11 protein-coding genes are annotated in these 15,792 nt (G+C 71.1%); 5 read left to right on the top strand and 6 right to left on the bottom strand.

Annotated features, from left to right (window positions below; all coding sequences use genetic code 11):
• Window positions 1-118 precede the first annotated feature (118 nt).
• Window positions 119-1,981 carry a hypothetical protein gene (locus B0I32_RS45335; RefSeq protein WP_146178550.1) on the top strand — a complete coding sequence of 621 codons (1,863 nt, stop codon included), beginning with the start codon at window positions 119-121 and terminating at the stop codon, window positions 1,979-1,981.
• Between the two features lie 15 nt (window positions 1,982-1,996).
• Here the strand turns inward: B0I32_RS45335 and B0I32_RS45340 are convergent, their stop codons facing one another.
• The 4 genes from B0I32_RS45340 to B0I32_RS45355 all read right to left on the bottom strand — a co-directional run bounded on the left by B0I32_RS45340 (window position 1,997) and on the right by B0I32_RS45355 (window position 7,409).
• Window positions 1,997-3,238 (bottom strand): cytochrome P450, encoded by a 1,242-nt coding sequence (locus tag B0I32_RS45340; protein ID WP_106250319.1) that lies wholly within the window; start codon window positions 3,236-3,238, stop codon window positions 1,997-1,999.
• Between the two features lie 456 nt (window positions 3,239-3,694).
• Window positions 3,695-4,534: an alpha/beta fold hydrolase gene (locus B0I32_RS45345; protein WP_106250321.1), complete on the bottom strand. Its 840-nt coding sequence runs from the start codon at window positions 4,532-4,534 to the stop codon at window positions 3,695-3,697.
• Window positions 4,535-4,576: 42 nt separating this feature from the next.
• Window positions 4,577-5,830 carry a cytochrome P450 gene (locus tag B0I32_RS45350; protein ID WP_106250323.1) on the bottom strand — a complete coding sequence of 418 codons (1,254 nt, stop codon included), beginning with the start codon at window positions 5,828-5,830 and terminating at the stop codon, window positions 4,577-4,579.
• A 31-nt stretch (window positions 5,831-5,861) separates the two neighbouring features.
• Entirely contained in the window at window positions 5,862-7,409 is a 1,548-nt protein-coding gene (locus B0I32_RS45355) for a GMC family oxidoreductase (RefSeq protein WP_106250324.1), read from the bottom strand.
• Window positions 7,410-7,555: 146 nt separating this feature from the next.
• Between B0I32_RS45355 and B0I32_RS45360 the strand changes: the two genes are divergently transcribed.
• From B0I32_RS45360 to B0I32_RS58345, 4 genes are all read left to right on the top strand, one after another.
• Window positions 7,556-9,094, top strand: a complete 1,539-nt coding sequence (locus B0I32_RS45360; RefSeq protein ID WP_106250326.1) for a long-chain-fatty-acid--CoA ligase — start codon at window positions 7,556-7,558, stop codon at window positions 9,092-9,094.
• A gap of 105 nt (window positions 9,095-9,199) precedes the next feature.
• Window positions 9,200-10,165, top strand: a complete 966-nt coding sequence (locus B0I32_RS45365) for a phosphotransferase (RefSeq protein WP_181308498.1) — start codon at window positions 9,200-9,202, stop codon at window positions 10,163-10,165.
• Between the two features lie 160 nt (window positions 10,166-10,325).
• Entirely contained in the window at window positions 10,326-11,615 is a 1,290-nt protein-coding gene (locus B0I32_RS45370; RefSeq protein WP_106250327.1) for an extracellular catalytic domain type 1 short-chain-length polyhydroxyalkanoate depolymerase, read from the top strand.
• A gap of 137 nt (window positions 11,616-11,752) precedes the next feature.
• A complete protein-coding gene (locus B0I32_RS58345; RefSeq protein ID WP_181308500.1) occupies window positions 11,753-11,902 on the top strand; it encodes a hypothetical protein in 150 nt (49 codons plus the stop codon).
• A 29-nt stretch (window positions 11,903-11,931) separates the two neighbouring features.
• Here B0I32_RS58345 and B0I32_RS61195 read toward each other — a convergent pair whose 3' ends face one another.
• Both B0I32_RS61195 and B0I32_RS45380 read right to left on the bottom strand, forming a co-directional pair.
• Window positions 11,932-12,165, bottom strand: coding sequence for a DUF6289 family protein (locus B0I32_RS61195; RefSeq protein WP_106250329.1), 234 nt, complete (start codon window positions 12,163-12,165; stop codon window positions 11,932-11,934).
• Between the two features lie 108 nt (window positions 12,166-12,273).
• A complete protein-coding gene (locus tag B0I32_RS45380) occupies window positions 12,274-15,624 on the bottom strand; it encodes a 3-keto-alpha-glucoside-1,2-lyase-like domain-containing protein (protein ID WP_106250330.1) in 3,351 nt (1,116 codons plus the stop codon).
• Window positions 15,625-15,792 lie beyond the last annotated feature (168 nt).

Consider the following 15,792-nt stretch of genomic DNA (forward strand, 5'->3'; position numbering starts at 1 on the left):
CACAACCTCGGGAGGGCCGGCAGTAATGGCAACGGAGAATTCCGGACCTCACCTGCCATCCTCCTGGCCTGAGGCACCACGCCGCGAGGCGCCCTCCTGGCCCGAGTCCCCCTCCGAGGTGCCGACGTCCTGGCCCGACACTTCGCGGGCCGGCCATCCCGAGCCGTCCTGGCCGGAGCCGCCGCGCAAGGACGCGTCCTGGCCCGACCCGCCCGGCGCCGGGCGCGGGGAACAAGCCGGCGGGCCGCCGTCGTGGCAGGACTCCCCGAACGGAACGGCGCCCTCCTGGCCCGAACCGCCCCGCCAGGACACCGGCCGCGCTCCCCTCCCGTACGAGCCGGGCCGCCACGAGGGCTCCCTGCAGGACGTGCCGATGTCGTGGCCGGAGGCGTCCCCGCAGGACGCGCCCGGCTCCTGGTCGGGCAACTCCTCGCCGGACGTACGAAGCTCCTGGCCGGACGCGCCGCCGCAGAGCACGGCGGGCCCGGCCGCCTGGCCCGAGGTGTCGTCGAAGGGCATGCCGTCGCCCTCGTCCCCGCCCGGCGGGCCGGCCGTCCCCGACCCGGTGCCCGCGTGGGCGCAGCCGCCCACCCCCTCCCCCGACGCCTGGTCGAATCTGTCCAGCCCCGCCCCGTGGCCGGCCGAGCGCTCCGCGCCCGCCGCCGAGCGCATGACGCACTACGGCTCCCAGAACGGCCCGGCCGACGCGCCGCCCCAGCCGCAGGTGCATCCGTCCGACGAGCGCACGGTCACCTACGGCCAGCACACGGAGAACCTGCTGAACGAGCGCGCCGTGCCGTCGGCCCCCGGCGACCGCGTGGTCCACCCGGCCTCCCCCGGCGACCGGGTCGTCCACCCCGCCCCCTCCCATCCCGGCGGCGGCCAGCCCGGTGGTCAACACGGCGGCCAACACGGTGGTGGCCAGAACGGCGGCCCCGGTGGAAATCATCAGGGCGGAAACCACCAGGGCGGTGGCCAGCCCGGCCCAGGTCAGCACGGTGGTGGCCAGCCCGGCCCAGGTCAGCACGGCGGCGGTCAGCACGGCGGTGGCCGTGGCGAGGGGCCTCCCGGCGAGGACCAGTCCGCCCGTCCCGGTCACAAGCTCAGCCGCGACCCCTCCGACCCCGAGAACCGCTTCGTCACGGCCGGACAGATCAGCGGCTCGCGCACCCCTCCGCCCGAGCGCCAGCAGGAGCTCTGGAACACCGTCTTCGGCGACAACTACCAGGCCATGGGCGAGCACGACGCGCTGGACGACGAGGACGCGGGCCGGCCGGTCTGGGTCTTCGCGCTCGGCGGCTCGGTGGCGGTGGCGCTGGTGGTCGCGCTGCTGTGGGCGTTCCTGTGGGGCCCGCTGGCCGGCGAGGACGCCTCCAGCGCCGGCGTGGCCCAGAAGCCGACAGCCGCCCCGAGCAGCCCCAAGAGCACCAAGACCTCGTCCTCGATCGGCGCGCTGCCCAAGTACCCGGGCAAGGCCTCCCCGGTGATCGGCCGCGTCCCCGACGCGGCGGCCGGGATCTCGATGCCGCGCCTGGGCGGCACCTGGCAGCTGGACCAGCGCGCGACGGTCAAGGCCACCTACGGCTTCGACACCCGCCAGTACGTCCAGGTCGCCCCCGAGCGGTACGCCACGGTCATGTCGGGCCCGCTGTCGGCGCGGATGGCCTCGTACTACGAGCGGGACAACCTGGAGCCGGCCATCAGGCAGGTCGTGCTGAACGCGCGCAAGCGCTTCTTCCCGGCGGACAACAAGGTGCGCAAGATCGCCCAGCAGGCGATCAAGGTGGGCGACCAGACGGGTCGGCTGATCGCCTACCAGCTGACGTCGGGCACGGAGAAGGCCACACTCGTGACGATCGCCGTGAACACCGGCGCGGACGTCCCCGCGATCGTCTACATGTCGATCCCGTCGACCAGCAAGCAGCTGCTGCCCGACATCCGCACGGTGATGAACCAGATCAGGCTGAACACGCAGTCGTGACCCGCTGACGGGTGCTCAGAAGGTGCACTCCATGTGCTTGATCCCGTTGATGAAGCTGGAGTGCAGCCGGTCGGGCTTGCCGCCTTCGACGCCGGGGACGCGGCGCAGCAGCTCGCGGAACATCACCGTGATCTCCCGCCGGGCCAGGTGGGCGCCCAGGCAGAAGTGGGGCCCGGGGCCGCCGTAGCCGACGTGCGGGTTGGGGTGGCGGGTGATGTCGAAGCGCAGCGGGTCGTCGAACACGGCGGCGTCCCTGTTGGCCGCCCAGTAGAACAGCACGGCCTTCTGGCCCTTGCGGTAGAGGTGGCCGTTCATCTCGAAGTCCCTGGTGAGCTTGCGGCGCATGAAGTTCACCGGGGAGGCCAGCCGGACGATCTCCTCGACCGCGCCGGGCGCGCGGCCGTCGAGGTCCTCCAGCCACAGGGCGCGCTGGTCGGGGTTCTTGGTGAGCAGGCGCAGGCCGTAGGAGATGGCGTTCCTGGTGGTCTCGTTGCCGGCCACGACGAGCAGGATGAAGAACGAGCCCAGCTCCTGCATGGTCAGCCGCTCGCCGTCGATGTTGGCGTTGACCAGGGACGACGTCAGGTCGGTGGTGGGGTGGTCGGCGCGGTGGGCGGCCAGGTCCTGGACCAGTTGCTGGAGCTCCACGCCGGCGTTGAGCAGGCGCTCGGCGATCTGGTCGAGGTCGCCGCCGGTGTACTCGGGGTCGAAGCCGCCGAGGATGATGTTGGAGCGGTCGAAGACGTAGCCGTAGTCGCGCTCGGGGATGCCCATCATGTCGCAGATGATCTTCAGGGGCAGGCGGGCGGCCACCTCGGTGACGAAGTCACAGCCGGGCCCCTTGGCCAGCAGGTCGTCCACGATGGTGACGGCCGCCGCCTCGACGTCCGCCTCGAACTGTTTGATCATCTTGGGGGTGAAGGCCCTGGAGACGATCCGGCGCAGCCTGGCGTGACGGGGGTCGTCCATGTTGATCATCGAGCCGAAGTACTCGGCGAACTCCGCGGGCATGTCGGGGATGTTCGTCGCCCCGCCGTCGCCCGAGCAGAACACCTCGGGGTTGCGGCTGGCTTCGAGGATGTCGGCATGCCTGACCAGGGCGTAGTAGCCGGGGCCCTTGGGCGCGTACGACATCTCCATCTCCTCGAAGAAGGCGGGGGTGTCACGGGCGCGCAGCCGCTCGAACGCGTCCTCGCGCTCGCTCATGGGCTTGGCCCAGAAGTCGCGGTCCGACAGGTCGAAGTCCAGGACGCTCATCAGAAACCTCCGGGGGAACCCCCGCCTTCAAGCGGGAAGGTAATCGGACCCCTGTGGAGCGGGGCAGGGGCAGGCGATGCGCCGCCAGACGGACCACCGTCGAAACGCGGCGCGATGCCGCGAAGTTCGGTAGCGTGTTCGATGGCGGCGATGACCAAGCCGCCAGAGCAACGATCGAAAGTGCCCTCGCCGCCGGGCTGGCGGAGAGGTGAAACGCCTGTGGAGCTGATGTAAGACCTCAACGAGAGATCCTTTTCTCGGGCGGGCGACCGGCGATGAAGCAGGAAACCTCACGGGCGACCGTGGGAATCCCTTTCCTTCAGGAGAGAGAAGATGTCAAGTGCCCATCATGGGAAAAGCGGGCACTTACGTCAATGGTTTCGACGTACACCGTACGTACGCGGCCGGGAAGGGTACGACTCCCGGCCGCGCGAGCGGCGTACGAGAAAGGGCGGGTCAGGCCGCCGGGCCGAGCCAGTCGAGGATGAGCCGGTTGACCTCGCCCGGCCGTTCCAGCTGCAGGAAGTGCCCGGCGCCCGGCACCACCTCGGTCCGCGAGCCCTCGGGCAGGTGGCTCAGCGCGTCCTTGGTCAGGTCGGCGCTCAGGCAGCCGTCATCGGCGCCGTGCAGGTAGAGGACGGGCCCTGCGACCCCGCCCTCGACGGCCGGATAGCGGCCCGAGGGCGGCGTGGTGCCGAGCATGGCCCGGTAGTAGCCGATGGCCGCGGCGAGGTTCGCGGGGGCGCCGATGCTGCGGCGGACGAACTCCAGGTCCTCGCTCGCGTCGTACCCCGGCGACCAGTCGCGCCACAGGTTGTCGATGAAGCCGGGGGCCGCGGCGGCCGACTCGGCCAGCGCCGTCTGGAAGAGGAAGATGTAGAACGAGCGCTTGAGCTGCTCGTACTCGAAGAAGCCACTCGCCAGCGAGCCCGGCGGCGGCACCGCGAGCGTCACGGCGCGGCGGAAGCGGCCGGCGGTGGCGTAGGCGGGGAAGGCGCCCCAGTCGTGACCGATGACGACGGCGTCGTCGCCGCCACCCAGCTCCTCGTGCAGCGCGCGTACGTCGGCGACCAGCGCCGCGTCCTCGTAGGCGCCGTCGGCCGGGACTTCGGTGGGAGCGTAGCCCCGCATGAAGGGCGCGACCGCGCGGTAGCCGTGCTCGGCCAGGGCGGGCATCAGGTGCCGCCAGGTGTGCGCGGTGTCGGGAAAGCCGTGCAGGCACAGCGCCAGCGGCCCCTCGCCCAAAGACAGATACGCGAACTCCACACCATTGGCGTGGATAGTCCTGATCTCCATGACTGCGAAACCTAGCACGACGGCCGCGCTCCGACCGGGCGCTCAGAAGGTGTAACGCAGGTGCTTGATCCCGTTGATGAAGTTGGACAGCAGGAACTCGGGCTCCCCCACGGCCCTGATGCCGGGCAGGCGGGTGAACAGCTCGCGGAACATCACGGTCATCTCCCTGCGCGCCAGGTGGGCGCCCAGGCAGTAGTGGGGCCCTGGGCCGCCGAAGCCGACGTGCGGGTTGGGGTCGCGGGTGATGTCGAAGCGCTCGGGGTCGGCGAACACCGCCTCGTCGCGGTTGGCCGAGTTGTAGAAGAGCAGCACCTTGTCACCCTTCTTGTACGCGGCGCCGTTCAGCTCGTGGTCGCGGGTCAGCGTACGGCGGAACTGGATCACCGGCGTGGCGTAGCGGACGATCTCGTCGCAGGCCCCGGCGATGCGGCCGTCGAAGTCGGCCAGCAGCAGCTCGCGCTGGCCGGGATGGTCGGTGAGCAGCTTGAGCCCGTGCGCGATCGCGTTGCGGGTCGTCTCGCTGCCCGCCACCACCAGCAGGATGAAGAACGAGCCGAGCTCCTGGGACGACAGCCGCTCCTCGCCGTTGACCAGCAGGCTGACCAGGTCGCCGGTGGGCCTGCGGCGCCGTTCGTCGCCCAGGCGGGCGGCCAGGCGGTTGAGCGAGAAGCCGGCGTGCAGCAGCTTGGCCAGGCCGCGGGCGACGTTGACGCGGCTGAAGTCGGGCGACAGGCCGGTGTATTCCGGGTCGGCGTTGCCGAGGATGACGTTGGTCCGCCGCAACACCACGTCATGAAATTTCGCAGGAATGCCCATCATGTCGCAGATGACCCGTACCGGCAGCCGCGCCGCCACCTGCGTGACGAAGTCGCCTGGACCCTCGGCGGCCGCCCGGTCCACGATCTCGGCGGCGGCCCGCGCCAGGTCCTCCTCCATCTTGGACAGGACCCGCGGCGTGAACGCGCGCGAGACGATCCGGCGCAGCCGCGCGTGCCTCGGGTCGTCCATGTTGATCATCGAGCCGAAGTAGACGCTGAGCCAGCGCGGCATGTCGGGGATGCTGTTGGAGCACGGCTCGCTGCTGAACACGGCCGCGTTCCTGCTGGCCTCGGTCACGTCGGCGTGGCGGACCAGGGCGTAGTAGCCCGGCCCGCCGCCGACGAACGGCACGGCCTGCTCCGGCACGAAGGCCGGGCGCTCCAGCTCGCGCAGCTTGCGGAAGGCCTCCATTCGCTCGGCCTGCGGCCGTCCCCAGAACGGGATCTGCGACAGGTCGAGGTCCACGGGCAGCGTCATACCGTCGAGCCTACGCAAGTGACCACTTACGTCAAGCCTCGCCACCCTTGATCAGGTCGGCCCCCTTCTCGCCGATCATGACGGCGGGGGCGTGGGTGTGGCCGCGGTTCAGGGTCGGCATGACGGAGGCGTCCACGACCCTGAGCCCCTCGACACCGCGCACGCGCAGCGCCGGGTCCACCACGGAGCCGTCGTCGGTGCCCATCCGGCAGGTGCCGACCGGGTGGTAGAGGGTCTCGCCGCGCTCGCGTACCCACCGGGCCAGCTCCTCGTCGGTCTCCGGCGCCCAGTAGGGCGCCATCGGCCCGCCCGCGAACGGCTTCATCGCCTCGGTGGCGAACACCCGCTTGGCCGTCTTCAACCCCGCGACCAGCCGTCTGACGTCGGCCTCCGCGCCGAGGTAGGCGGGGTCGATGACCACGTCCGCGCCGTTCAGCCCGACCCGGCCGCGGCTCTCCGGCTGCAGCAGCACCACCCCGACGGTGAGCCCGTGACCGGACGGAGGCGTGAGCCCGTGGTCGATGAACGGCCCCGGCGCGAAGATCAGCTCGATGTCGGGAGCGGGCTCGCCGTCCGAGGTCCTGATGAACGCCACCGCCTCGCCCACGTTCGTGGTCAGCATGCCGGAGCGGGTGACGAGGTAACGCAGCAGGTTGCCGATCGACTCGGCCCCGGTCAGGGTCACCGGCCTGGTGCACTCGACGAACACGCCGCTGGACAGGTGGTCCTGGAGGTTCTTGCCGACCTCGGGCAGCTCGTGCACGACCGGCACCCCTACGTCGCGCAGCTCGTCACCCGCGCCCACGCCCGAGCGCATCAGCAGGTACGGCGAGCCGATCGCGCCCGCGGCCAGGACGACCTCCCGCCTGGCTCTGACCCGGGTGCCGCCGCCGTACTCGATGCCCGTCGCCCGCTTGCCGTCGAACGTCACCCGGTCCACCGCGGCGCCGGTGAGGACGGTCAGGTTGGGCCGCGAGGCGGCCGGGCGCAGGTAGGCGTCGGCCGAGCTCCATCTTCTGCCGCGGTTCTGGGTGACGGGCGTCGGGCAGTAGCCCTCGTTCGAGCGGCCGTTCAGCTCGCCCAGGCGGGTCATCCCCAGCTCCGCGCACGCCTGGAGGAAGGCGGCCGTCGTGACGTTGGGGCTGCGCAGCTCGGAGACGTAGACGGGGCCGTCGGTGCCGTAGACGCCGCCCTCGTTGCTGCCGACGCGGCGCTCGGCCCTGGTGAAGTAGGGCAGGACGTCGTCGTAGGCCCAGCCGGGGATGTCCCACTGGTCGTAGTCGAGCTGGCAGCCGCGTACGTACATCTGGGCATTGAGCGACGACGAGCCGCCGAGCACGCGGCCTCTGGGCCAGTAGAGCTCGCGCCCGGACATCTCGCCCTGCTTGGCGGTGGTGAAGTCCCAGTCGTACTCGGTCTTGAACAGCTTGGCGAAACCGGCCGGCATGCGGATCTCGAGCTTGTCGTCCTTGCCGCCGGCCTCGACCAGGGCCACCGAAACACCGGGATCCTCCGACAGCCGGGCGGCCAGCACACAGCCGGCCGACCCCGCCCCGACGATCACGTAGTCGTACTCCATGACCCCTCCTGGGGAAGTAACGTCCCCCTTGCTTACAAGAAGGCCGCACGCGCGTCCATATCCAGTTGTGACCTGAGTTACCTACCAGTCGGTATGTCCCGCCTGCGAAGATGGCGCCGAAGCCGTTCTAGAGGGAGGAAGGCGTCATGCTGAATCTGTCGATCGTCCTGGAGGACAGCGCCAGAAACACCCCCGACCGCACCGCCGTCGTCTTCGGCGACATGCGGCTGCCGTACTCCATGATCGACACTGTCGCCAACCAGGTCGCCAACCTGCTGATCTCGCGCGGGATCACCAAGGGGGACAAGGTCGCGCTGGCCTGCCCCAACCTGCCCTACTTCCCGTTCGTCTACTTCGGCATCCTGAAGGCCGGGGCCACGGTGGTGCCGCTCAACGTGCTGCTGCAGTCACGCGAGATCGCCTACCACCTCGACGACAGTGACGCCAAGGCGCTGTTCTGCTTCGAGGGCACGCCGGAACTGCCGCTCGGCGAGCGGGGCCGGGCGGGCTTCGAGGCGGCGGAGGGGTGCGAGCACTTCTTCGTACTGCCCGCGACGCCGCTGGCCACCGAGTCCGAGCACGGCGAGTCGGTCTGGGCCGCCCTGGGCGGCATGCCGGCGGAGTTCGAGACCGTGCAGACGGCCCCCGACGACACCGCGGTCATCCTCTACACCTCGGGCACCACGGGCCAGCCCAAGGGCGCCGAGCTGAGCCACCAGAACATGCTGCTCAACGCCATGGTCAGCGACAAGATGTTCCCCTCGGACGAGGAGCAGGGCGACACCTACCTCGCGGTGCTGCCGCTGTTCCACTCCTTCGGCCAGACCGTCGTGATGAACACCGGCTTCCTGCGCGGCGCCACGGTGGTGCTGATGCCGCGCTTCGACCCGGGCGAGGCGCTGGCGCTCATGGTCAAGGAGAAGGTGACGTTCTTCGCCGGGGTGCCCACGATGTACTGGGGCATGCTCACCAAGATCCACGCGGACGGCGCGGAGGTGCCCACGTCGCTGCGGGTGGCGGTGGCCGGTGGCGCGTCCTCGCCGGTCGAGGTGCTCAAGGACTTCGAGAAGACCTTCGGCATCGGCATCCTGGAGGGCTACGGGCTCTCCGAGACCGCGCCGGTCGCCAGCTTCAACCAGCTCGGCCGGCCCACCAAGCCCGGCACCATCGGCACGCCGATCTGGGGCGTGGAGATGAAGCTGGTCGACGGCGACTGGAAGACCGTCGAGGGCGAGGGGCCCGGCGAGATCGCCATCAGGGGTCACAACATCATGAAGGGCTACTACGGCCGCGCCGAGGCGACGGCCGAGGTGATGAAGGACGGCTGGTTCCGTACGGGCGACATCGCCACGCGCGACGCCGACGGCTACTACTCCATCATCGACCGGGCCAAGGACATGATCATCCGGGGCGGGTTCAACGTCTACCCGCGCGAGATCGAAGAGGTCCTGATCAGCCACGAAGCCGTGTCGCTCGCCGCCGTCGTCGGCGTCGCGCACGAGTCGCACGGCGAGGAGGTCAAGGCGTACGTCATCCGCACGCCCGGCTCCACGATCACCGAGGACGAGCTGATCGCCTGGGCCAAGGAGAACATGGCGGCCTACAAGTACCCGCGGGTGGTCGAGTTCCGTGACTCCCTGCCGATGACCGCCACCGGCAAGATCCTCAAGCGCGAGCTGCGGTAACCGTCCCGCACCCGAGGCGCGGACCTCTCCGCGCCTCGGCGTGCCTCCAGGCCGGGCCGTTTATCGGCGTGCTCGGCCGGACCGTGGTTCGGTAGCTTGGCTTCCATGCGGGATCGGCCGGACGACTTCGACGAGGGGCTGCTGCGGCCCGCGCTGGCCGCGTGGGGCATCGAGGCCGCCACGCTCGACTACGCGCCGGTCGGGTTCGGCGACTTCCACTGGATCGCGGGCGGCCGGGGCGGGCGGCGCTGGTTCGTCACGGTCGCGGACGTGCGGCGGCAGACCTTCGACGGGCTGCGCCTGGCCATGGAGACGGCGGCCGCGCTGCGCGAGGAGGCGGGGCTCGGGTTCGTGGTGGCGCCGCTGCGCGCCGGTGACGGCACCACCCTGCGCCGGCTCGACGCCCGCCGCTACGCGATGAGCGTGTTCCCGTACGAGGAGGGCCGGGCGGGCGACTTCGGCGACGAGCCGCCGGCCGACGAACGCGCGCTGATCATCGACCTGCTGGCGGAGCTGCACCGCACACCGCCGCCGCTGCCGACCCCGGCCCGCCCGCTGGAGCTGTCCGGGCGGGCCGCGCTGGAGCAGGCGCTCGGCGACCCGTCTCTGCCCTGGCTGGGCGGCTTGTACGCGCGCCCGGCCCAGGAGCTGATCGCCGAGTACGCGGCCGTGCTGCGGCGCGGGCTGGCGGAGTTCGACCGACGGGCGGCCGAGTCCGGCGAGCCGGTGGTGACGCACGGGGAGCCGCATCCCGGCAACCTGCTGCGGGCGCCGGGCGAGCGGCTGCTGCTGGTCGACTGGGACACGGTCGGGATGGCCCCGCCGGAGCGTGACCTGTGGCTGGTGGCCAGGGACGCGAGTGACCTGGCCCGCTACGCCGACGCGACCGGCCGCCGCCCCGACGCCGGCGCCCTCGCGCTCTACCGGCTGCGCTGGGCGCTCGACGACGTGGCCGAGTTCGTGGAGTGGTTCCGCTCGCCGCACGCGCGCACTCCGGACGCCGAGCAGTCCTGGGCCGCGCTCACCGCAACGCTCAAGCACCTCGCGGACGACGACGCGGCCGGGCCGTGACGGCCGCCTCCCGCCTCGGTCAGCCGGAAACTTTCATTCCTGATCGCCGCGTCACGGCAGCTCACGAGCGCCCGGCCGGTCCCCCGCTCACGCGACATTGCGGTACCGAAATTTTCGCTGGACACTCGCAATATTTCGGCCGCCGAGCGAGAGGACCTCGATGAAGCTGAGAGTACGCATCGCGAGCGCGGTGATCGCCGCCGCGGCGCTCGTGACCGCCGGCCTGATCACCGCGACCCCGGCCGCGTCGGCCCAGCTCACGGAGGTGACCGGCTTCGGCGCCAACCCCACGGGCCTGCGCATGCACCTGTACGTCCCCGACGGCGTCCCCGCCCGCCCCGCGCTGCTGGTGGCCGTCCACTACTGCACCGGCTCCGGCCCCGCCTTCTACTCGGGCACGGAGTTCGCCTCGCTCGCCGACCGGCACAAGTTCGTCGTCATCTACCCGTCCGCGACCCGGAGCGGCTCCTGCTTCGACGTCTCCTCGCCGCAGGCGCTGCGGCACGACGGCGGCAGCGACCCGGTGGGGATCGTCTCCATGGTCAGGTACGTGCAGGAGCGCTACAACGCCGACCCCGCCCGCACGTTCGTGACCGGGGCCTCCTCCGGAGGCATGATGACCAACGTCCTGGTGGGCGCCTACCCCGACGTGTTCAAGGCCGGGGCGGCGTTCATGGGCGTGCCCTTCGCCTGCTTCGCCACCACCGACGGCTCCAGCTGGAACAGCGCCTGCGCGAACGGCCAGATCGTCAGGACGCCGCAGCAGTGGGGCGACCTCGTACGAGCGGCGTACCCCGGCTACGGCGGCGCCCGCCCACGCATGCAGATCTGGCACGGCACCGAGGACGCCACGCTGCGCTACCCGAACTTCCAGGAGCAGATCAAGCAGTGGACGAACGTCCACGGCGTGAGCCAGACCCCCGGCCTCAGCGACCAGCCGCGGGCCGGCTGGGCCAGGACCCGCTACGGCGGCACGGGGACGATGGCCCCGGTCGAGGCGATCAGCCTGGCGGGCGTGGGGCACAGCCTGCCGCAGGGCGGTATGGCCGCCGCGGTCATCGACTTCTTCGGCCTGTCGGACGGCGGCTCCGACCCCACCACGTCACCGACCGTCACGCCGACGCAGCCGGTGGGACAGTGCGCGGTCACGTACACGATGAACACCTGGAACACCGGCTTCACCGCCGAGGTCAAGATCGTGAACACCGGCACGGCCCCGCTCTCCTCGTGGAACCTGGCCTTCACCCTGCCGGCCGGCCAGACCGTCACCTCGGCCTGGAACGCCACGCTGTCACCGTCCAGCGGCCAGGTGACGGCGCGCAACGCCCCCTACAACGGCTCCGTCGCGCCGGGAGCGGCGGCCTCGTTCGGCTTCCAGGCCACCCACGGCGGCGGCACCGGCAAGCCGGCCGCCTTCGCCCTGAACGGCACCGCCTGCACCACGACCTGACCGCACGCGGCCCGGCGCCGTCACCCGCCGGGCCGCGTCCGGAAACGGCCTCACCTTTCCCCGTCCTCAAGCTTGCCCCGATGCCGAGGGTAGTCATACGGTCACTTTAGGGAGCGGGGAAAGACGAAGGAGAGCCCGTGGGCCGACACGCGAAGCCGGGCAAGACCAAAGACCAGCCGCAGGAGCCCGCCGAGGACTCCGCCCAGGACGACGATCATCCCGGCAGAGGGCGGCACGCCAGGGACCACACGCTCCGCACCGCCGCCCCGCCGGCCGAGAACGGCTGAACCGCCGGGGCGGTGGCACCGTCCCCGCGTCAGCAGGGGCTCTCGTAGAAGTCCTGGTAGCCGCTGCGGACGCCCCACATGTCCACCGACCCGTCGCAGCCCTCGTACTTCTCCCCGACCACGGTGGTGCGGGTGGAGTCGCTGTAGAAGACGGTGGCACAGGCGTGGTTGTGCTTGCAGGCGCGGGCGTCGGCGGGACCTGTGGTGACGACGGTGACGGCGGCCACGGCGAGGACGGTGGCGGGCAGGAGGCGGCGGATCATGGGTTCCTCCGGAGGGGGGTGAGGAGCGTTGCCCCGATCGTCTGCTCCCGCGGCCGATCGATCAAGAGCCGTGCGAGGGGCCTGGCCGGGCCAGGCCCCTCGCGCGGATCAGGAGGTGACGGGTTCGATCCACACGTTGCGGAAGCGCGGGTTCTCCCCCGGGTCGCCGTGGTCCTGGAGGCGGATGCCGGCCGACGCCGCGTTCTCCGGGATGCTGTCGCCGGTGCCGCCGTCGACGGCGACGTCGTCGTGCACCACCGTCCCGTTCCAGACGACCGTCACCCTGGCGTCGTCGACCTTGACGCCCGCGCTGGTGAACCGGGCCGCGCGGAAGGTGATGTCGTACGTCTGCCAGGTGCCCGGCGCGGTGGCCATGTTGCGGTCGGGCGCGCGCTTGGAGTAGATCGAGCCCGCCTCGTCGGCCGCCGGCGTGGTGTCACCGTGCGACTCCAGTACCTGGACCTCGTAGCGTTCCTGCAGGAAGACGCCGCTGTTGCCGCGTTGCTGGCCGGTCACCTCGGGCGGGTAGTCCGGCTCGTACCACTCGGCGTGCAGGGTGAAGTCGCCGAACGTGCGCCGGGTGCGGATGTCGCCGCCGTACGACTCCATCGAGCCGTTCGCGACCGGCCACGCCGCCGCCCCGCCGGCCCGTCTCTCCCACGCCGCCAGGCTGGAGCCGTCGAACAGGGTGATGCGCTCCCCCTTCGACACCGTGAGGTGGTCGAGCCCGACGTCGCCTCCGTCGCCCGAGTCGTAGCGGTAGACGACGGTGTTCGTCCCGCGCTTCAGCGGCAGCGCCTCGGTCTGCACCTCCCAGGCGTCCCGGCCGCCGGTGGCCGCCAGCCGTACCTGCCTGATCTTCTTGCCGTTGACGTGCACGCTCACCGACGTGCCCGCCTCGGCCGCGTAACGCAGGCCGGCGTTGTACGTGCCGGCCGAGCCGGTCCGGACGGAGAACGACGTGCTCGCGCCCTGCCTGGTGTACCCGTCCACGAAGCCCGTGCCGGTGAAGCCCTGGTGGGCGGTGCTGACCGCGGCGCCGCCGCGCAGCGTGGCCCGCTCCGCCTCCAGCACCGGACTCGCGGCCACGGTGATCGCGTCCAGGTTGACGTTGCCCGTGTCGCCGCTGTCGTAGCGGTAGGCGACGGTGTTGACGCCCGCCTTCAGCACCAGCGGCTCGACCCGGGTGGCCCACAGGTCCCACGTGCCCGTTGACGGCAGCGCCACCTGCCTGACCTTGGCGCCGTTGACGTACACGCTCAGCGACTTGGTGCCGGGCGCGGGGTCGGGGCCGTTGGAGTAACGCAGGCCCACGGGGTACGTGCCGGCCTGCTCCACCTGTACGGCGAACCGCGTCGTGGCGCCCGCGTTCCAGTAACCGTCCACGAAACCGGACCCCGAGTAGGTGGGGTGGTCGGTGTTCAGCTTCGCGCCGCCGCTCTGGGCCGCGCTCTCCGCCTCGTACACGGTGTCGCCCGCTGTGTCGCCGGTCTCGCCACCCGGCAGCGAGTTGAGCGTGTACCACGCCTCCGTGCTCCACAGCGGCTCCCCTGAGGCCGAGCTGAACGGGCGCGGCGAGCGCAGGTGCACCACCCGCCCCGGCTTCAGGCCGGCCACCTTCAGCGTGACCTTGCGGCCGGACGCCTTCGCCGAGGTGACGGTCAGCGGCTCCTCGTCCACCTTCGGGCCGCCGTACGTGACGGCCGGGACGTAGCGCCACTGGGTGAGCTGGTAGCGGCCGGCCAGCGACGCGATCGTCTCCGCCGACAGCGGCTGGGTGTACTCCAGCTCGAAGCCGCCCTCGATCGCCCGCATCTTCAGGAAGTCGAACGCCTTCTCCTCGCCGGGCGTCAGCTTCTGCAGGCCGTAGGTGAGCTTGCCCGGCTGGCCCCAGTTGCCGCCCGCGCCGAGGCCGCCCGCGTAGATGGCGCCGTCGGGGCCCAGGCTGATCCGGTTGACGCCCGCCTCAAGGCCCTGGGTGAACCGGAACACCGCGCCCTGGTAGGCGCCGTTCACCTTCTCCAGGTAGGCCCGCTGGATCCCGCCGTACGTGACGTCGCCGAAGAGCAGCTGCCCCGCGAACCTGCCCTGCTTCATCAGCAGCGGCGTGCTGGGCGAGTTGGCGATCTCGTTGTGCGGCAGCCACAACACCGGCGGGGTCACCACGCCGGCGTCGAACGGGCCCTCCGGCGTCGTGTAGTGGTTGAAGAAGCGGCCCTGCTCGATGTGCACCAGCTTCGAGGCCGGCAGCCAGCCGCCCTGGTTGTCCAGCACGAACAGGTCGTCGTCCGGCCCCCAGCCGATGCCGTTCGGCGTGCGCAGGCCGCCCGCGAGATACTCGACCTTCCCGGTCGCCTTGCTGACCTTGACGGTCACGCCCCGGTCGCGGGCCGGCTGCGGGACGGTGGTGGCGCCGCCGTAGTCGATGGCCACCGACAGGTTGAGGTAGAAGTGGCCGCCCCGGTAGAGCAGGCCGAAGGCGAACTCGTGGAAGTTGCCGCCGAAGGGCCAGGTCGCGACCGTTCTGAGGGAGTCGGTGACTTCGTCGCCGTTCGTGTCGTTCAGCTCCACCAGGCGGGACTTCTCCGACACGTACAGCTTGCCGTCCACGTACGCGATGCCCATGGGCTCCTGCAGCCCTTCGGCGATCTTCTTGGCGGTCACCTTCGCCGGGGAGGTCGTGCCGGTCACGCCGCTCAGCAGGTGCACCTCACCGAGCCGGTTCTCCGAGCCGCCCCAGGTGGTGACCGCCAGCCGGCCGCCGGGCAGCCAGGCCATCGCGGTCACCTGCGGTTCGAACCCGGCCGGCCGCAGGTCGGTGAGGGTGTAGTCGGGGTGCACCGCCTGCAGCGGGAGGCCGTCGCCCGGGGAGTCGGCGCCGCTCTCGCACTCCTTGCGGCCGGGGGAGGTCACCCGCACGACGTCCGCGTCCGTGCTCAGCGCCTCGGTCGGCACGAGCGTGAACGCCTGGGCGCCGGGCGGTTTCCACTCCAGTCTGAGCTGCTGGCCGTACAGGTGCTCGAAGTGGTCGATGCGCAGCGCGTGGTACCCGGCGGTCAGCGTGATCGTGCCGTCCACCGCGATCGGCCCGTGCCGGCCGTCGTTGACGATCACGACGGTGTCGCCGATCCGCAGCCGGGAGCCGTCGTCGCTGATGAGCCGGAACTCGTAGGTGCCGGCCGCCGGGACGGAGAGGTTGCCGGTGACCTCGGTGACGAACAGGTCGGTGAGGCCGAAGTCGGCGTCGGACGTCCAGTCGATGGCGGGCATCAGCTTGTCCACGTTGGGCGTCTGTCCCGGCTTGAGCGTGCACATCGTGGACAGCTCGACCTGGACGTCGTACGTGCGCAGGGTGACGCCCGGCACCTGCGGCGGCACGTCGGCGTGCGCGCGGGCGGGGACGGTCAGGAGAGAGAGTGCGATGATCAGCGACGCGGATAAGAGGGGTAATCTCCGCATGACTTAGCCCATCTCGGTGCGGGCGCCCTGGTGCGGCGCGGGTGGGGGGTGCGGCATCGCCGGGCCGGCCGTCGGCGGATGCCGGGTCACATGAGTCGGAGAGCAAGGGGGTAACGCTGCTCTGCGCCGTAATATAAGGCGAAATTTCCGACTTGCCCATACCCTTTC

The organism is Nonomuraea fuscirosea (assembly GCF_003001935.1).
Lineage (GTDB): Bacteria > Actinomycetota > Actinomycetes > Streptosporangiales > Streptosporangiaceae > Nonomuraea > Nonomuraea fuscirosea.